Raw genomic sequence first — 15,412 nt, 5'->3', positions numbered from 1 at the left:
ATCTCTATTTGAGCAATGTCCAGTACGCAACCGGGCATGATCTATTCTAAGCCAATGATGGCATCCGGCATTGCGGCGCTGGGCAAGAACGACGCCAAAATTTGACGCGTTCTTTTTGGCCGCGACTAAGCAGTAGACCAAAAAACAAGCGGCCCGTCAGCCATCTAAGTGACGGGCCGATTACATGCCGATTAGCTAAAATAACGGAACGTCCAACGGACAAGTACGGAACCAAAGCGGTTACGTCAGACCTTTGCTCGCATTGCGCAAGACTTTGGTCCTGCCGTCGTATGGTGAAGAACGGAAGTTGATCGGCACGACATAGGGCAGCCCCGCAGCGGATCAATAGCAGACTGAACTTAGGCGGCTATGGTGCGAACGCGGAAGTCGGGTCAGACGCGCTTGAAGTCCTTAAGCCCCAGGCGTATCCGCTGGCCTTCCGCGAACGCAAGGGCGACCGATTCTAAGTCGCATGATCGGGTAAGTTCTTCGCCGTTCCCAACAACACGGACGAACCACTCGGCCAGCGCCTCGACTATCTCAACGGACGTGTGCTTTGCGCCGCCTTTGGTGTCGTCCATCGCAACTGCCTCGTGTCTGGATGGGGACAAGACGAACAATATGAGTGCTCGCCTTTCAAGCGCTAAAAGGCCGGCGCCTACTTTTGCGGGGGGCTCTGGCAGGCGCCGGCCGGACGGTCCAATCAGGTCCGCCGCGATGATCCAGTTAGCTGATTCTTGACGTTACGTCATGTGGTCTGGCTGGCCGGAGCCGAGCATGACCGAAACGTGGCATCAACATGGGTAAGCAGTTCGGCGCGCCTCTGCATCGCCTGCACCCGAGCCACCTTGAACCTTTGCCGCCGGTCAATGACTGACATGAGCGGCAGCCTGTATCGAGCCTGCTATGCGGCTGCACGCGGATCCTGGCCATCAATCGAAAGACGCAAGATCGTTTTCGATTTCCGCAAGCTGCCGGCGCTTCTCAGCCAGTTCACCAGAGAATCCGAACTCGCCGCCCTGACGCGAGCGATAGGAGGTGAGCCTGAAGTCGGCATCCTCAAGACGCTGGCGGTATTGTACCTGCTCGCTCTCGAAGCCGGCCAAGGCATGCTCGAGGCGAGAAATCGCACCAAGCGGCGTGGTGGTCACCGGCAGCTCGATTTCATAATCGGCGCCGGTGCGCATCAGCATGGTGGCATAGCGGTAGCCGTCCTTGCCGAAACGCTCGCCGGAAAATGCCAAACCGAACCCGCCGATGGAGGCAATAGTGGTTTCGCCCTCCTGCTGAAGCTGCACGAGTGTCAGGATTTCCTTCATCAGCGCACGACCGGCGAGTTTGCGCTCCGTGAACGCGTCGCCCCCGACCACCATGCGGAACCCATCGCCGGTCGTCGGCACGAGGCGCTCGATATCCTTGGCCACCTCGCCGATGCGCCGGGTCGCGTATTCGATATCGCGCTCGGCGTCGCGGATCTGCCGTCGAACGGCGTGCTCATCATCAATGTGGGCCGCGCGAAGGCGCTCCAGACGGGCAATGTCCGCCTCCAGACCTGCCTTCTGCATCAGACGTGGATCGCCCGAGGCGATCGCCTTGGCCATCGCGAACTGGTTGGCCTGCCCCTCACCCATATCCTCCAACCGCCGAATGGACGTGTCTCCGGAGAGGGCGGCCGCGATGAACCGGGCCTTGCGCTCGTTGTTCTGCCACATCTGGGCGTCCATCGATCCTTCCGTGGCGTAGGCGAAGATATCGACGACATCGTGCTGGTTGCCCTGCCGCAGGATACGACCTTCACGCTGCTCGATCTGGGAGGGAAGCCACGGCACATCGAGGTGATGCAGCGCCTTGAGGCGGAGCTGCGCGTTGACGCCGGTGCCCATCGTGTCGGAAGAGCCGACCAGGAACCGGATTTTTCCGGCCCACACATCACCGAACAGGCGCTGCTTGGCCTCCGACTTCTTGAAATCCTGCATGAACGCAATTTCCGATGCCGGAACGCCCCTGCGGACCAGTTCGTCCCTGATCCAGCGATAGGCCGAAAAGCCTCTGGTTTTCTCGACGCTGATCGTGCCGAGATCGGAAAAAATCATCTGCGCTGCGCCAGGAAGCTCGAACGGCTTGCCGTCGGCGCGGACATAGCTGCTTTGCGCTGTTTCTTGCCAGATACGGAAGGCATTGCCGATCAGATCGTTGAGCTTGTTGTCCGGCTCATTGTCATTGTCGGGATCAACCAGGCGCAGGTCGATAGCAGCGTGCCGGCCATCGGTGATAACCGACAGCAGGATGTCGTCACCGGCTTCTGCCGGACCGTCGCGTTCCTCGATCGCCTTGATGCGGGCGTCGAGCACCATCTGGTAGCGCTTGAAGGCCGCGGACGGCTTGGCGGTGATGATCTGACGCGCGCCGGTCGAAAGCGCCGGCACCTTCACATAGTCGCGAAGGTCTTGCGGCATCACCACATCCGCGAAGGAGCGGAACATTGCGATCAGCTCCGGCACGTTGACGAAGGTGGCGAAGCGCGTCACCGGCTTGTATTTGCCGGATGGCTGCAATTCGAGTTCAGTCGTGACGTCGCCGAAGGTCGAAGCCCAGGCGTCGAATTCGTGCAGGCCGCGCTGAAGCAGCGCCTCGTAACCGAGATAGCGCTGCACCGAGAACATCTCGCCAAGCGTGTTGGTGATCGGCGTGCCGGACGCCAGCACGAGCGCCCGGCCCGGGTTCTTCGTCTCCACGAACCGGGATTTGACATAAAGGTCCCAGGCCCGCTGCGAGCCGTTCGGATCGACGCCCTTGAGCGTCGACATGTTGGTGGCGAAGCTGAGCTTCCTGAACTCCTGGGCTTCATCGACGATGATCTGGTCGACGCCGATCTCGGAGATGGTGAGCAGGTCGTCCTTGCGGGTCGCCAGCGCCTCCAGCCGTTCCTTAAGCCCCTCCTTCAGCCGCTCGAGGCGCTTGCGCGAAACGCGGTCGTCGCTCTCGACCTTGGTCAGCAACGTCTCGTAGAGTTCCAGTTCGTCGTGGATCATCTGTTGCTCGAATGCCGACGGCACGCCGATGAAGCGGAAGGCGCTGTGCGTGATGATGATCGCGTCCCAAGCAGCGGTCGCCGCCCGTGACAGGAAGCGATGTCGCTTGGCTAAAGAAAAATTCGTCTCGTCGGCCACCAGGATTCGCGCGGTCGGGTAGAGCGCCAGAAATTCGCGAGCCATCTGTGCAAGGCAATGGCCGGGAACGACCAACATGGCCTTGGCGATCAGGCCAAGCCGGCGCTGCTCCATGACGCCCGCGGCAATCGTCATGGTCTTGCCGGCGCCGACGGCATGGGCGAGGTAGGTCGAGCCGGCCGAGACGATGCGCCAGATGCCGCGCTTCTGGTGCCCATAAAGAGAAAAGGCGCCGGAGGCGCCTGGAAGTTGCAGGTGTTCCCCGTTGAATCTTCGGGGGGCGATGTTGTTGAAGCGGTCATTATAGACCCGCGCCAGCCGATCCGTCCGGTCGGGATCGGACCAGATCCAGTTCTGGAAAGCGGTCTTGATCTTCTGCAGCTTTTCCTTGGCGGCTTCCGTATCCACGACATTGAGCACGCGCTTTTCAGCCTGGCCCTCCTTCACCGTATCGAAGATCTGCGGCACCCGGCTGTTCAGCGCGTCGGCCAGGAGCTCGCCTGCATGACGGCGATCGGTGCCCCATTCGGACGTGCCGGCCGCCATCCATCCCAATTGCCGCGCCTCTACCGTCCACGATGCCAGCTCCGGCATATGATGGATCCTGATCTCGGCGCCCATCGTCTCCTTGACGAAGGCGGCAACATCGGCGGCGGGGATCCATGGTGCGCCAAGACGGGCGGTAATGTCGGAAGGCCGAAGATCGGCCGGCTGAACCTCGACCAAGGCACGGACATTGCGCTCGAAGACGGGGTCGAGGGCGGCAGCGGTTTTTGCGGCGTTGAGCTTGTCGCGGACCTGGCCGGAGAGATAAGCGTCGGCTGTTTGCCAGGAACCGGTCTCGGGATCGCGGTAGACGGCGTCGCCGAGTTCGGCGATGACTGCTTCGGCATCGGCGTGCAGCAGCTCGGCGATCTGATCGACGTCGACATGGCCGCGTTCGTTGAGGACGACGGCAAGCGCATCGGCAGCACTTGTGATGATGGGTGCCGCGGGCGGCGCGATGACGCGCTCGGTGAAAATCGGACCCGGCCGGGCCGTATTGGTTTCGAGATCGTAGTCCTGATGGAAGCCACCAGCCAGCAATCGGGATCGTCAAGGAAGGGCTGCAGGTTCGGCCGGCGATGCACTTCGCGGACCTCGCCGGTCTCGGTGTCCTCGCTGGTGGAAACGACGGTCGTGTTGATGGGGCCGAATGCCCGCACAAAATTCGACCAGGCGATGCGCAGCCTGACTTGGGCCGGCTTCCAGGGCCGGTCGAACTCCTGGGCCTTCAGGACTTCGCGCACGGCATCACGGATGGGGATCAATTTGCGGATGATACGCGCGTGCTTTTCCGGCACGCCTTCGCTCGCCCTGCCCTTGCGTATGGTGATGGTCACGGCAGCGCCATCGATCATCTGCACGAGGGCGGTATTTTTCGCGACGAAGAAACTGCCCTCGCGCACGCCGGCGCCTTCCGGCAAGTCATCGACGATATCGGCACCGGGCTCGGCGTCATGATCAATCTCGTCCGGCTCGCCGTCATAAATGGCATCCGGAAGGAGGAAGATCGCTGCGGTGAGCGCCCGCTCCAGATCGACACCGGGATGGGGCAGGCAGGAATAGGCCTCGCCGTAGGGCCCCGGGACAGTGGCATGGGTGCCGAGCACGAAATCCGGGTGGCGCGCCAACCAGCGGTTCACGCGGATCGCGCTCTCATCCTCCGTCGCGGCCCGAACTTCTTCGGTCTCGAGCCATGACAGGCCGCCCTCTGGCTCGCCGATCTTGCGCTTGCGGAAGAACAGGATGTCGACCACGACATCCGTCCCGGCGTCGGCCCGGAAACTGCCCTCGGGCAGGCGGATGGCGGCAATCAGGTCGGCGGTCTTCGCGATATGCTCGCGCGCGGTCGTGTCCGCCTTATCAAGCGTGCCGCAGCTGGTCACAAAGGCGGCGAATGCCCCCGGCTTCAACAGGTCGACGGAGCGCGCGATAAAATAGTCATGCAGCCGCAATGCCATCGACCGATATGCCCGATCGGAGCGCACGGTTCGATCCGAAAACGGCGGATTGCCGATGGCGAGATCGAAGCTCGCCGGCAGGTCGGTTCGGGCGAAATCGCCGGCTATGATCCGCGCTTGCGGCTGCAACAGCCGGGCGATGCGCGCGGTGACGGGATCGAACTCAATCCCGGTGACGTGGGAGACGCCGCGCAGGGACTGGGGCATCAGCGCCGGAAACAGGCCGGTCCCAACGCCAGGTTCAAGAACCCGACCGCCGCGCCATCCGAGACGCTGGAGACCTGACCAGATCGCCCGGATGATGAACTCAGGCGTGAAGTGGGCATATTGGGTGCAGCGTGCGAGCGAGGCATAGTCGATCTCGCCGACGGCATCTTCCAGGTCCGAGCCGATCTCGTCCCAGCCCTTACGGAATTCGAGCTCGCCGGGGCGGCGGAAGACACCATTGGCAAGGTCGGACGCGCCGAAGCCGGTGAACCGGATCAGCCGCTCCTGCTCCTCACGCGTGGCAGGACGCTCATCGGCCTCGATCTCGGCGGCGAGCCTGATCGAAGCGATGTTGTCGCGGGCCCGATCTTTCCAGCCACGGGCCAGCCCACGATCGCCGGCAAGATGAAAGTTCAGTCCATGAATCCGTCGAGGCTTCGACGTCGGTTGGATGGCTGCAACCGCCGGCGTGACCGGCGAAGGCGCGGAAGAATCGGGATCATCTTCATCGCCCGGCCCGAAGTCAGCCGCGAAGGCCGTGACGCCAAGGCCAAGGCCGGACGAAATTGCCGTGCTGCCGAACAGGTCGATGGTAAAGGGGTCGTCATGAGCCATGGGAAATCTCCTTGGATTTGAGGGCGAGCACGATCGGGCGGACGGCGTTGGCGTCCGCGTGAAAGGGCTGGCAGGTTTGCTGGGGGTTAGCGGGCGATCAGCGAGAGCGAGACTTCGGTCTCGGTGAGTTGCACGTTGAGATGCGTGCAGCGAAGGTTGCGATCGAACAGCGGGATCAGTTGCTCGGCTTCGATGAATTCCATGCCGTCGTCGCCACCGAAATGGCGCTGCTTGTAGTGAAACCAGTCGGGGTTGCCGATCGGGTGGCATTCTTCGGAATAGAGGACGAGCGGGCGCTCGCCGTCTGCGAGTTTTCCGTTCGACAATAGGTAGACACCTTGGTCTCCAACCAGCCACAGGCCGGGGATCTCGCCCTGACCGGGCTTGAGGCCATAATAGGGATTGCGAAAACCGCCGTTGTTGGCGGCATCGGTTTTTCCGCGTTCGATGACCTTGCGAACTGCAAGAATGGGAAAAGTGAACATCGCATCCCCCTCACGCGGCAACGGCCAGGGGAAGGTGGCGCAGATGCACCGGCAGCTTCGCCGCGATCTCATCATCGGTGAGCTCGTCGAGCAGCTTCGGCATGGCGCCCTGCCGGCCGCCATAACAGAGCACCGTGCGCTTGCCGCAATGCTCCGGCAGCCAGCGGTCCCCGGCATAGCCACGGTACTCGTCGTGCGTGGCGCTCCAGATATGCTCCAGCCGCTCTTCGCGCGTCATCGCCTTCACCGGCCAGGTCTCGCGCTCGACGATAGCATCGCGCATTTTGGCAGGCGATCGCGCCACATTCAGATCGCAATAGGCATGGAAGTAACGCGTTCTGCCGTCGATGCGCAGCGTGTAGAAGACGCTGGTAATGCTATCGGTAAGGAACTCGCGCAGCGCGAACATCTCGCCTCGCATCCAGAGCGGTGGCAGGATCTCCAGCATGTAGTCGTGCTCGACGGGGCCGACTTCGAACCACTCCCCGCTATAAAGAGATCCGGCATCGACGTGATCTCGTTCCGGGCGCTGCGCATGGCGATCGAACATGCGAAACATCTGCCGGCGGTCGGCGATGCCCTGGTAGACTTTACGATTGGGAAAAAAGGGGTTCATTTGGGGGCTCCTTCAGCCTCGTCGGGCCTGAGCGCGCAGCACCCTCGTGGATGCCCATCATCTTCAGCCCTTCATGACCCCTCCCCTGCGGCCGCCTCTCAGTCCGGGCGGGTCAAGGGCCGGCGCAGCCGGGCGAAGTTTCACCCTTGCACGCGACCGGCGGGCATGCGGCAGCCGGATTTTCTTTTCTACCTTTCCCATCTTGCCCTCCCCAATTTGGTGGTGCGAACCGACTGTCATGGCAACGTGCGCACCTTTTCGAGCGGACATGACTACGGCCGGCGATCTTTAATCCTGCACCCGGTTGAGTGATCGGCGCCATCAGGCGGATGCCGCGTCCTGCAGCATCGCGTTCCAGTCTTCGGCGCGCGGCTTCAGCCGCTCAAAGTCACAAGCGAGCTCGCCGGCAAGCTCACGCAGCCTCGACACGAATGCCTCGCCCTGCGGGTTGGCGTCGGTGGCCGCTACAAGCCGCGTGTTCGGCCTCCCCGCCAACAGGCGAAGCGCCGTGTCCGTCGCCGGCGACCAACCGCCGCCGGTGCTTGCATACAGCGTGTCGCGCCTTATCCGTTCGATCGCGGCCAGGCTCATGGCGTCGATCGCCGCTTCGCTGACGCAGATGCGGATGGCTTCCGCCGTCCCCAACCGGAACAACACCTTGCCGCCTCCGGCGGCAAAGCCACGCCATTGCGGTCCGCGCTCCTCCCAGCCGGTGACGAGACCGGCCGCGTCGCTGTGGGCGGCCCACATGCTGCCGCGCGGGCCTTCCGTCAAAACGTTCTGAGCGATCGCTGTCGCGATGACCTGTTCGGGAATGTGCCGCTCATCGCGCAGATAGCGCCAGGTCGCCGACCCGCGCCACGGCTTGCGTCGGGCCGCCCATCGCTTCGGAACCGACTGGTCGGGCTCGGTCTCCCGAGACTGTCGTTTCCATTCCGGCTCGCTCGGCACGAACCCCGCAAGCGAGGCTACCTGCAAGAGGGCTTCCAGGAAATCGCCGCCATCCAGATGCTGCACCAGCGAATAGACATCGCCCTTTCGATCCGACAACGGGTCGAACCATCCCTTGCCGTCATGGATGACGATGATGATATCGTCGCCACGACGGTATTTGACCGCTTTGCGCGTGCTTTCCTTGAGGTCGACCGCAAAGCCGCTGGTCTCCAGCACCGCGGCACAGCCGACCCGGCCGCGCAGCCCTTCTATATCCGTCTTTTCCATTTTTCTCTCCCGAGAGCCTTCCGGCCGGCCTTTCTTCAAGTCAATTTGTTCCGCACAATTGGCGGAACACTCCCCAACCGCCGCGAAGAGCAAAGGGCGCAAGGGCGCGGCTTTCGCCGCGGCGCAGCCTCCCTTGCGGCCTGCCGCTCGCAAGCGGCACGCCGTGGCATAGAGGCCGGTTCAATGAACCGGCCGGCCTCCTGTGTATGGACAGTATTCGGCGATCGCCTCGACCTCGTCGCCGTCGAGGTCTTCGGCAGGGAGAACGCCGTACTCGTTGTCATTGACCCTGAACAGGATGACCGGCGTCATCAGGGTGCGAGCGAGGTTCCAGGCGTGGCTCTGAGCGAGGCTGAGTTCGTGGGACATTTGTTTGGCTCCCGTGTTCGCGGGGACCATTCCCCGCTCGACAGGCGCCCGTCGGGTCCAGCCGGGACCGCGATCATCGCGATGGCGAAGCCTTGAGCGACGGCACGCTTGCGTAGTCCGACCCCGAAGCGGGTTGATCGGCAAGGTCCGGGCTGGAACAAGGGAATTAAGCCGAAAGAGCGGGAAATGGACCCCGCACTGGAGCCAAGTCACTCGCCACGAAACCTCGCGGATTCATGCTTGCGGCACTTTGCGGCTGAGTTATGCCGGCTTTATCTAGGTCTAGGCGAAAAAACCGTTCTTCCTGTGCCGACGACGCCGCCACGATAGTGGCGTCCGCACAAAGAACCCATCCGGGCAACACCATAGCCGCCGAGAATACGAGAGGCACATCAAGCCTGATCGGGCTGACCGCCGATAGCGTTGTCGCCTAGGACTGGCGGTGAAGGAGCTGCAAAAGCCGCGTTCCAGGTTCTTGCAGGTATCGATGGGGAGGCTGGAAAGGCGACCGGGGTAATCCGGCGCGCCCCTCGTCGATACTGATCAAGTGAGGGACGCGCCGGATTTCAGCGAGCAATGCGATGATTATTGCCGCGGTATGCTGCGAATGTTTTTGGCCCGAATGGCCCCGCTGCCTCAGCCGCAAGCTTCGCCATGAAACGTCGCGTGAGCTGGCCTCCAAAGCCCATGAGGTGGCGAGGTCATCGACATTGAATTCGTCCACCATGACCCAGGCCGGCGTATAGAGCTTCGCCCTCTTCGCCTCAGTCTCCGGGTCTCGACGCGACGCCGGTCAGGTCCCGGGGCCTTATTCGTGATGGGAAAAAGCAGAGGCCGCGTGCGGCCATCCTTGCCTGCGACGATTGCCATCACGCAAGTCGGCCGAGCCGTTCGGCCACTTTCTTCACCGCGATCGAATTCGCCCGCCCCTAGGTAGGAATAGAGAGCGATGTGGCCGTGTTCAGGCTCGGTCATTCTCCGCTATCCCTCAAGGTGACGGCGTCCAGGCCAGCGAGAATTTCATCACGCTCGGCTCCCTTGAGATCTTCGACACGGTACGCCCGCTGTGCGCTTCGTCCCGACAATCGATCGAACTGCTCGGCGGTCAGGAGCACAAAAAGGCAGGCAGCATTCAGAGACCCGCCGGATCGATTGACCAGTTCGCGACCTCGCGATCGATCACACGCCACTGTTCGGCCAGATCAGTGATGTCCGCCTTTTGTACAACCGGCTGATCGAGGCCCTGGAACTGGTCTCCGATATATGTTGTAAGGCCCGTGCCGCCTTCATTTGCAAACCAGACCCCGGTCAGGTCGGCAACTTCCTTCAGCTGCTTAAGGGTCTTTTGCGCATCGCGTTCGTCAAAATCGTCGAGCAGCTTGTTAAGGCGGCTCTCCTTGTTGCCGGCATGGGCTACGTGTGTGCTGACATGCACCGCGATTCCATCCAGGGCCGCTAGGCGGGCCTCGATCCGGGTGAAGATCGCCGGATCGACGAGATCATCGGGACTACGTGCCAAGTGGGATACACCGCTTAGGGTATCGAAATGACGGTGCGCGGCTTCGCTCTTCATCAGTTCAGGATCGCCCCAGATGACCCCTCCCTTCGCCGCGGTGAGTTTCTCATGCTGTTCCCGGCGTAGTCGATCGAGATCGTATTGAGCATCCAGCACCTTCTCGACGTAGATCCTCCGGGTGAGCCATTCGCGGCTTGTCTCCACGTCCTTTACGACAGAGCGGATCGAATACACGCCCTTTGGGCCGTTGAGGGGCGCTTTGTCCAGAAGCCGTCTTGTGCCTAGAAGCAGGCTCGACCAGTAACCCTCTGATATAAGGTTGAACAGCATTTGGTTGAGTGGCGGACGCGCCTCGCGCCTTTCGTTTGCGAGCCGCACGATCCTTACCGTCGTCCGGAAAGCAGCGTAGTTCCAGAGGAGGTCCTGAACGGTTTTGTGGATGCCTGTCGTGTCGTCGCGAAATGCTTCACGCCAGCGAGATATGCGTTCGATCTGCTGTGCCGATCTCTGCATCGATTGACCTCGATCATGTCAATAAACTTCGCAGCATGTACTCTGATTTGGCGCAATAACGTGCAGGTTTTCGCGTATTTCACCATCCAAGCAGGCGAGCTGCCGTTGCCGACGCGCGGCAGCAGTGGGATAGAAGATGGCGATTATCAGGGGTGTTGGACCAATCCCCCTGATCACGACCGTCGATGATGGCGCGCATTGAAAGCGGCGCTCCAGGGCCGAAGCCATAACGATAACTTCGGGCTTCGTCTCAAGTAGGCTTGCATGATATCCAAAAATGAAACACCAGGTGAGGACTGGCCTGACCTGGTGCACATAAATCGGTGTCGACGGCGCTTGGCAAGCCAGTGGGGCCAGTTCGACTGCTTGGGGGAGTTATCTTCGTTTCATGGCGGAAAGTCAAGTTCCTTATCTGTACTCGCAACCCACGATGCAGGCGATCAGGGCCTCCATCTCTGAGCCACGGTTTGCCACCTACCTATCCAAGGGCGGCAACCACGAAGAGTATGCGTTGGCGCTGTATCTTTACAACGCCCGCGTCGCGAAGGCGTTCCTGTATCCTATCAACGTGGCGGAAGTCACGCTTCGCAATGCCGTCGATGAGATCCTCGTCAGTAAGTTTCAGCAGAACTGGCATCAGGATGCCGCCTTCCGGGATCATACTTTGACGCCGGAGGGTCTATGGACTCTCGACAAGGCCATTCAACGGGCGGGACAGAACGCTTCCCGAGATCAGATTGTCGCAACGCTTACATTCGATTTCTGGTCGAATCTCTTTCGATCTGAGTATGGCTCGCTCTGGCGCACGACCGTCAACCTGGCCTTCCCCCATCTGCAGCATGGGGAAAGCCGGCAGGACATCCAGAACCTCGTAAGGCCAATCAACACGTTCCGGAATCGAGTTGCTCATCACGAGCCAATTCTGGACATGAACATCACGGATATCTATGCAAGGATCGTTCGACTGACCGAGTTGCGCTGCAAAGAGACCGCAGAGTGGATGAGGCATCACTCCACGCTGAGCGCGGTCGTCAGAACCCGACCGCGCCGGGACGGTACTGCGGCAAATCGCTGCGAAGCTCGACAAAGCGTTCTTGAGCGTAACTCCTGACACCGCCTTGAACGATGTGATCGGGCTGGTCGATGAGAAGCATCACGCGATCGTATGTGTGGATAGGGCTGGCAGGCCAACAGGTGCCTTCACGTCCGCTGATGTGACACGTTATATTGCTACCCGGGCGAAGGAACTCGACGGGTTAATTGCGCTTACCGAACACAAGGTTTCTCATCTCATCGAAAGCATCGACATCGGCGCGCTTTGGGCCTCAATGGATGAAGCTGCACCGGTAGGGTTGGCGGTGAAGGCCCTGCAGAAGCCGCGTATCCAGGTCCTTGTAGGCATCGATGTGGAGTCTGGAAAGGCGACCGGAGTAATACTGCGCGCCCATCGTCGGTACTGATCAAGTTAGGGACGCGCCGGATTTCAGCGAGCGGTGCGATGATTATTGCCGCGGTATGCTGCGAATGTTTTTGGCCTGAATGGCTGCCGCTGCCTCAGCCGCAATCTTCGCCATGAAACGTCGCGTGAACTGGCCTACCGGAACGGTGAACTCCAAAGCCCATGAGGTCGCGAGGTCATCGACATTGAATTCGTCCACGAGGGCCCAGGCCGCGATAGAGTTTCACCCTCTTCGCCTCAGGCTCCGGGATCTCGACGCCGGTCAGGTCCCGGAGCGTTACTCATCGGAAAAAGCAGAGGCCGCGTGCGGCCGTTCTTGCCGGCGACGATTGCGATCACGCAAGTCGGCCGAGCCTTTCGGCCACTCTCTTCACCGCGATCGAATTCTCGCGCCCACAGATAGGAATAGAGAATGACGTGGGCGTGTTCAGGCTCGGTCATTCTCCGCTATCCCTCAAGGTGACGACGTCCAGGCCAGCGAGAATTTCATCGCGCTCGGCTCCCTTGAGATCTTCGACACGACGCGCTCAATGTGCGCTTCGTTCCGACAATCGATCGAACTGCCCGGCGGTCAGGAGCACAAATTTGCGCTTGCCGCGCTTTGTGATCTCGACAGACCCTCGGTATGCCGCCTCGACCACCTCGTCGGATTTGTTGCCGAGTAAAGCTGGTTATCGTGGCTCTCCATCTTCCCCCATAAAATAGGCGAAATAGCTGTTTTCAATGTGGCTAACTTACCTGCTTCACGAAGTACCTTCCCGATCAAATAACGCCCCGTTCGGTTGCTGTCCCTTGAAGCGCACGCGAGCGAACTCGAGGAGCGCACAGTCTATCTCGTCCTCGGTCCAGCCGGATTCCCCTGCGCGCTCAACCAATTGCTGGAGGGCCGATTCCAAGGCGAGCTGGCATTGAAGGCCGCGGTCCGGATAGTCGACTGGGTAGCCTGGTTGCACGATCGCAATGCTTGATCGCTTCATTGCGGGCCATGGGCTCTCGCCCTTCTCCTTTAGCCAAACGAGGCGCGCCAACTCACGTGTTGTTCGTGCGCGGCTCGGCAACCGTTTCATCTTGTCAACCAGCCGCTCCAGCGATCCCGCGCGTTCCAACTCCGTAAAAAAATGATGCGGCGTGACGCTACCGAGCCGGTGCATCTCGGCCAGGTTCCACACATACGGATAGTCGACCATGAATTCGGTTCGAGGCGAGGCCTTGGACGGTTTAGCCTCGGTCAAGATGCCGCCGCCCACGAGCCGATCGGCCCTCTCAATGATTTGGCGCACTCTCGATGTCGATAAGCCATGTTCCTGCGCCAGGTCGGCGAAGCGCTTGCCCTTCAGAAACCCCTCAACCAGGGCGACGTTCCTTTCGACAGTCGGGGTAAACCCCCAACAGGCCCGCAGTTTTTCCAGCATCATGCCGTTCGTTCATCCGTTGTTCGCGCCCCCGCAAATACTAACCGGCCAAATCGGCGCTTGGAAGCCCTCCGAGAATCACATCGTGGCCCGGTGCATACGTTGCTGTGAAACCGGCCCCTGACAGAACAATCCGCGAACTTCTGTTCTGACCTCGGTACCGATGCGACCTGACGTTGTGAACACGAAAGATGCGGGCGATCACCACTGATCGTTGTTGACCTTCCGGTTTCCTTGGCAGGTGGCTGATACTGCCGATCCGGCCGCCTTCACACAGGCCGATCGAAAACTCATCTTCGGGCAGGATAAGTCCGAGCGCCGGCTTGATGACCATCAGCGCCGGCTCCAGGCCACGGCCAGCGCATGATCATCAACGAGCGTCACGCCCAGCGTTGACGCCAGGCCCTGGAAAACCATGCCGCGCTGTCGCCGACGACAACAATGTCGCAATGTCGATCGACGAGCTTTGGAATCGGCGCAACCTGTGTTCGTTGGCAATGTACGGGCGCGTGAACACCTGCTCTCCGCCTCAACAGCGCAGCCGAGACCGGGCAGTTCTTTCTGGAGTTCCCAACCGCCGGAGTGCATTTTTCGCCAGACGCTCAAGAAAGAGCCTCGGGTGTACGAGATTTTATTGCCCTGGATCCAGACGGAACTCTCATATTGTTTGCTGGTCCAGCCGACGAAAGGAGGCCGGCATGGCTCTCGGGCAAAAGGCCGCTCCGTGTGTCGCAACAGACCACGAGCGGTTCTTATAGACCGCCAGCAACCTTGCGCGGCCATCCAACGCTTGGAGCCGAACACACCTTGCAGCAGCGCCGGCACATCCACATCGGCATCGAGCTGCGGCCAGTGCAGGCCAAGGCCGGTCGGGCTAATCCCGATTTCGGTGGACAAGTCTCAGAAGAGCCGACATGGGATAAATCGGTTTGTCGGGGGCGAGGATGGCCGGCAAGCGACACTCTTTCCCGAGTGCCTGGACGTTTAGGTGATGCAGGACAATCCGGTCCGACTCATCGAAGTCTTCATCGAGAACTCGACCTCGGCGCCGTCGGCTTTGCCGGGTCGTGCTGTTAGCGACCAGCGGCCTGCCTATCCTCCGAGGCCGATCCTGCGAAGCCAGTTGCTGCGCCGTCTGTGTGGAGACCCGCTCCGGGGCACAAGCGGCGCGAACTCCATTCTCCTTTCCATCAATATATCGCAGTGCCGCTCTTCGCGGCGAACGGCTGCTCGACGCTGAAGCCGAACGCGGTGCTCGAACCTGGGCATAGCCAACCGATATCGCGCGGCTTCACTTTTTAGTCACTGCGCAGGATTTTTGCTTCGAGCGCGGCTGCGACGAAAGCTCTTCGTGCAGCTGGTGGATGAGCCTCGCCACGCAATACTTGCCGACAGGCGTCCATCGCTATCTTCCGTTTCTCGGTCCGACCACTAACATCACGGAGCAAGATAGCGGCCGCGTCATTGACGTCGAACACGACACGCTCCGAGCTGTGACGGCTAACCTTAACAACCACTGGCCGCTCAAATCTGCTCAAGCCGATCATCTCTCCGCCTCCTCGGTCGCACTTCTTTGCCAGCCGAGTGGTTCCGCTGCATCTTCGTCGCTGGACTTGGCACTAGCGACCGAATGCAGTGGGTCTGGTTTGTGACGGGGGTTGCGCGAGATCTGCCGTTTTGCTGTTGATTTTGAGAAGCTTTTGCTTTCGGCGAACTGTGAAATCTCGACACAGTACCCTCCTAGAGCGGAATGAATTTAGGTTGGGCATATCCGGCCTCGGTGAAGTAATTTTGGCATTCGTTTGAAGTGACAATTTTGAGGATTT

General features: G+C 60.8%; 13 protein-coding genes and 1 pseudogene. 2 read left to right on the top strand and 12 right to left on the bottom strand.

The window, feature by feature from the left end:
* Positions 1–392 precede the first annotated feature (392 nt).
* The 7 genes and pseudogenes from NKH41_RS23005 to NKH41_RS22975 all read right to left on the bottom strand — a co-directional run bounded on the left by NKH41_RS23005 (position 393) and on the right by NKH41_RS22975 (position 10,715).
* Positions 393–581, bottom strand: coding sequence for a hypothetical protein (locus NKH41_RS23005; protein ID WP_352934104.1), 189 nt, complete (start codon positions 579–581; stop codon positions 393–395).
* A 351-nt stretch (positions 582–932) separates the two neighbouring features.
* Positions 933–5,995: pseudogene (locus NKH41_RS23000) on the bottom strand (helicase-like domain-containing protein).
* Between the two features lie 86 nt (positions 5,996–6,081).
* Complete coding sequence (locus tag NKH41_RS22995; RefSeq protein ID WP_352934101.1) at positions 6,082–6,480, bottom strand: DUF3085 domain-containing protein; 399 nt, start codon at positions 6,478–6,480, stop codon at positions 6,082–6,084.
* Between the two features lie 10 nt (positions 6,481–6,490).
* Complete coding sequence (locus tag NKH41_RS22990) at positions 6,491–7,096, bottom strand: DUF1419 domain-containing protein (RefSeq protein ID WP_352492053.1); 606 nt, start codon at positions 7,094–7,096, stop codon at positions 6,491–6,493.
* A 321-nt stretch (positions 7,097–7,417) separates the two neighbouring features.
* Positions 7,418–8,317 carry a DUF3991 and toprim domain-containing protein gene (locus NKH41_RS22985; protein ID WP_352934098.1) on the bottom strand — a complete coding sequence of 300 codons (900 nt, stop codon included), beginning with the start codon at positions 8,315–8,317 and terminating at the stop codon, positions 7,418–7,420.
* Positions 8,318–8,497: 180 nt separating this feature from the next.
* Positions 8,498–8,686, bottom strand: coding sequence for a hypothetical protein (locus tag NKH41_RS22980; protein ID WP_352632958.1), 189 nt, complete (start codon positions 8,684–8,686; stop codon positions 8,498–8,500).
* 1,132 nt (positions 8,687–9,818) lie between these two features.
* Entirely contained in the window at positions 9,819–10,715 is an 897-nt protein-coding gene (locus NKH41_RS22975) for an AbiU2 domain-containing protein (RefSeq protein ID WP_352934095.1), read from the bottom strand.
* A gap of 388 nt (positions 10,716–11,103) precedes the next feature.
* On the opposite strand from NKH41_RS22975, the gene NKH41_RS22970 reads away from it, so the two are divergent.
* Both NKH41_RS22970 and NKH41_RS22965 read left to right on the top strand, forming a co-directional pair.
* Complete coding sequence (locus NKH41_RS22970; protein ID WP_352934093.1) at positions 11,104–11,826, top strand: Abi family protein; 723 nt, start codon at positions 11,104–11,106, stop codon at positions 11,824–11,826.
* Positions 11,827–11,842: 16 nt separating this feature from the next.
* Entirely contained in the window at positions 11,843–12,175 is a 333-nt protein-coding gene (locus NKH41_RS22965; RefSeq protein ID WP_352934232.1) for a hypothetical protein, read from the top strand.
* A gap of 526 nt (positions 12,176–12,701) precedes the next feature.
* On the opposite strand, the gene NKH41_RS22960 is transcribed toward NKH41_RS22965, so the two are convergent.
* The 5 genes from NKH41_RS22960 to NKH41_RS22940 form a co-directional block, all read right to left on the bottom strand.
* The gene (locus NKH41_RS22960; protein ID WP_352785185.1) at positions 12,702–12,815 is read right to left on the bottom strand and encodes a type II toxin-antitoxin system prevent-host-death family antitoxin; all 114 of its coding nucleotides are present in this window, start codon (positions 12,813–12,815) and stop codon (positions 12,702–12,704) included.
* Between the two features lie 102 nt (positions 12,816–12,917).
* Entirely contained in the window at positions 12,918–13,589 is a 672-nt protein-coding gene (locus tag NKH41_RS22955) for a hypothetical protein (protein ID WP_352934090.1), read from the bottom strand.
* A 37-nt stretch (positions 13,590–13,626) separates the two neighbouring features.
* Positions 13,627–13,920 carry a hypothetical protein gene (locus NKH41_RS22950; protein ID WP_352934087.1) on the bottom strand — a complete coding sequence of 98 codons (294 nt, stop codon included), beginning with the start codon at positions 13,918–13,920 and terminating at the stop codon, positions 13,627–13,629.
* Positions 13,920–14,483: a DUF2442 domain-containing protein gene (locus tag NKH41_RS34190; RefSeq protein ID WP_502906041.1), complete on the bottom strand. Its 564-nt coding sequence runs from the start codon at positions 14,481–14,483 to the stop codon at positions 13,920–13,922. The genes NKH41_RS22950 and NKH41_RS34190 overlap by 1 nt, the downstream gene beginning before the upstream one ends.
* Before the next feature lie 401 nt (positions 14,484–14,884).
* Positions 14,885–15,133, bottom strand: a complete 249-nt coding sequence (locus NKH41_RS22940; protein WP_352934084.1) for a DUF982 domain-containing protein — start codon at positions 15,131–15,133, stop codon at positions 14,885–14,887.
* Positions 15,134–15,412 lie beyond the last annotated feature (279 nt).

The sequence above is a fragment of the Mesorhizobium sp. M1169 genome (assembly GCF_040318345.1).
GTDB lineage: Bacteria > Pseudomonadota > Alphaproteobacteria > Rhizobiales > Rhizobiaceae > Mesorhizobium.
The sequence above is the reverse complement of the archived record's forward strand: the minus strand, read 5'-3'. Positions and strand labels throughout refer to the sequence as shown.

Excerpts from the sequence above, each read along its gene's own strand:
- NKH41_RS22955 (WP_352934090.1), bottom strand. The coding sequence starts at position 13,589 with ATGATGCTGGAAAAACTGCGGGCCTGTTGGGGGTTTACCCCGACTGTC.
- NKH41_RS22980 (WP_352632958.1), bottom strand. The coding sequence starts at position 8,686 with ATGTCCCACGAACTCAGCCTCGCTCAGAGCCACGCCTGGAACCTCGCT.
- NKH41_RS23005 (WP_352934104.1), bottom strand. The coding sequence starts at position 581 with ATGGACGACACCAAAGGCGGCGCAAAGCACACGTCCGTTGAGATAGTC.
- NKH41_RS22950 (WP_352934087.1), bottom strand. The coding sequence starts at position 13,920 with ATGGTCATCAAGCCGGCGCTCGGACTTATCCTGCCCGAAGATGAGTTT.
- NKH41_RS22990 (WP_352492053.1), bottom strand. The coding sequence starts at position 7,096 with ATGAACCCCTTTTTTCCCAATCGTAAAGTCTACCAGGGCATCGCCGAC.
- NKH41_RS22985 (WP_352934098.1), bottom strand. The coding sequence starts at position 8,317 with ATGGAAAAGACGGATATAGAAGGGCTGCGCGGCCGGGTCGGCTGTGCC.
- NKH41_RS22995 (WP_352934101.1), bottom strand. The coding sequence starts at position 6,480 with ATGTTCACTTTTCCCATTCTTGCAGTTCGCAAGGTCATCGAACGCGGA.
- NKH41_RS22975 (WP_352934095.1), bottom strand. The coding sequence starts at position 10,715 with ATGCAGAGATCGGCACAGCAGATCGAACGCATATCTCGCTGGCGTGAA.
- NKH41_RS22970 (WP_352934093.1), top strand. The coding sequence starts at position 11,104 with ATGGCGGAAAGTCAAGTTCCTTATCTGTACTCGCAACCCACGATGCAG.
- NKH41_RS22940 (WP_352934084.1), bottom strand. The coding sequence starts at position 15,133 with ATGATCGGCTTGAGCAGATTTGAGCGGCCAGTGGTTGTTAAGGTTAGC.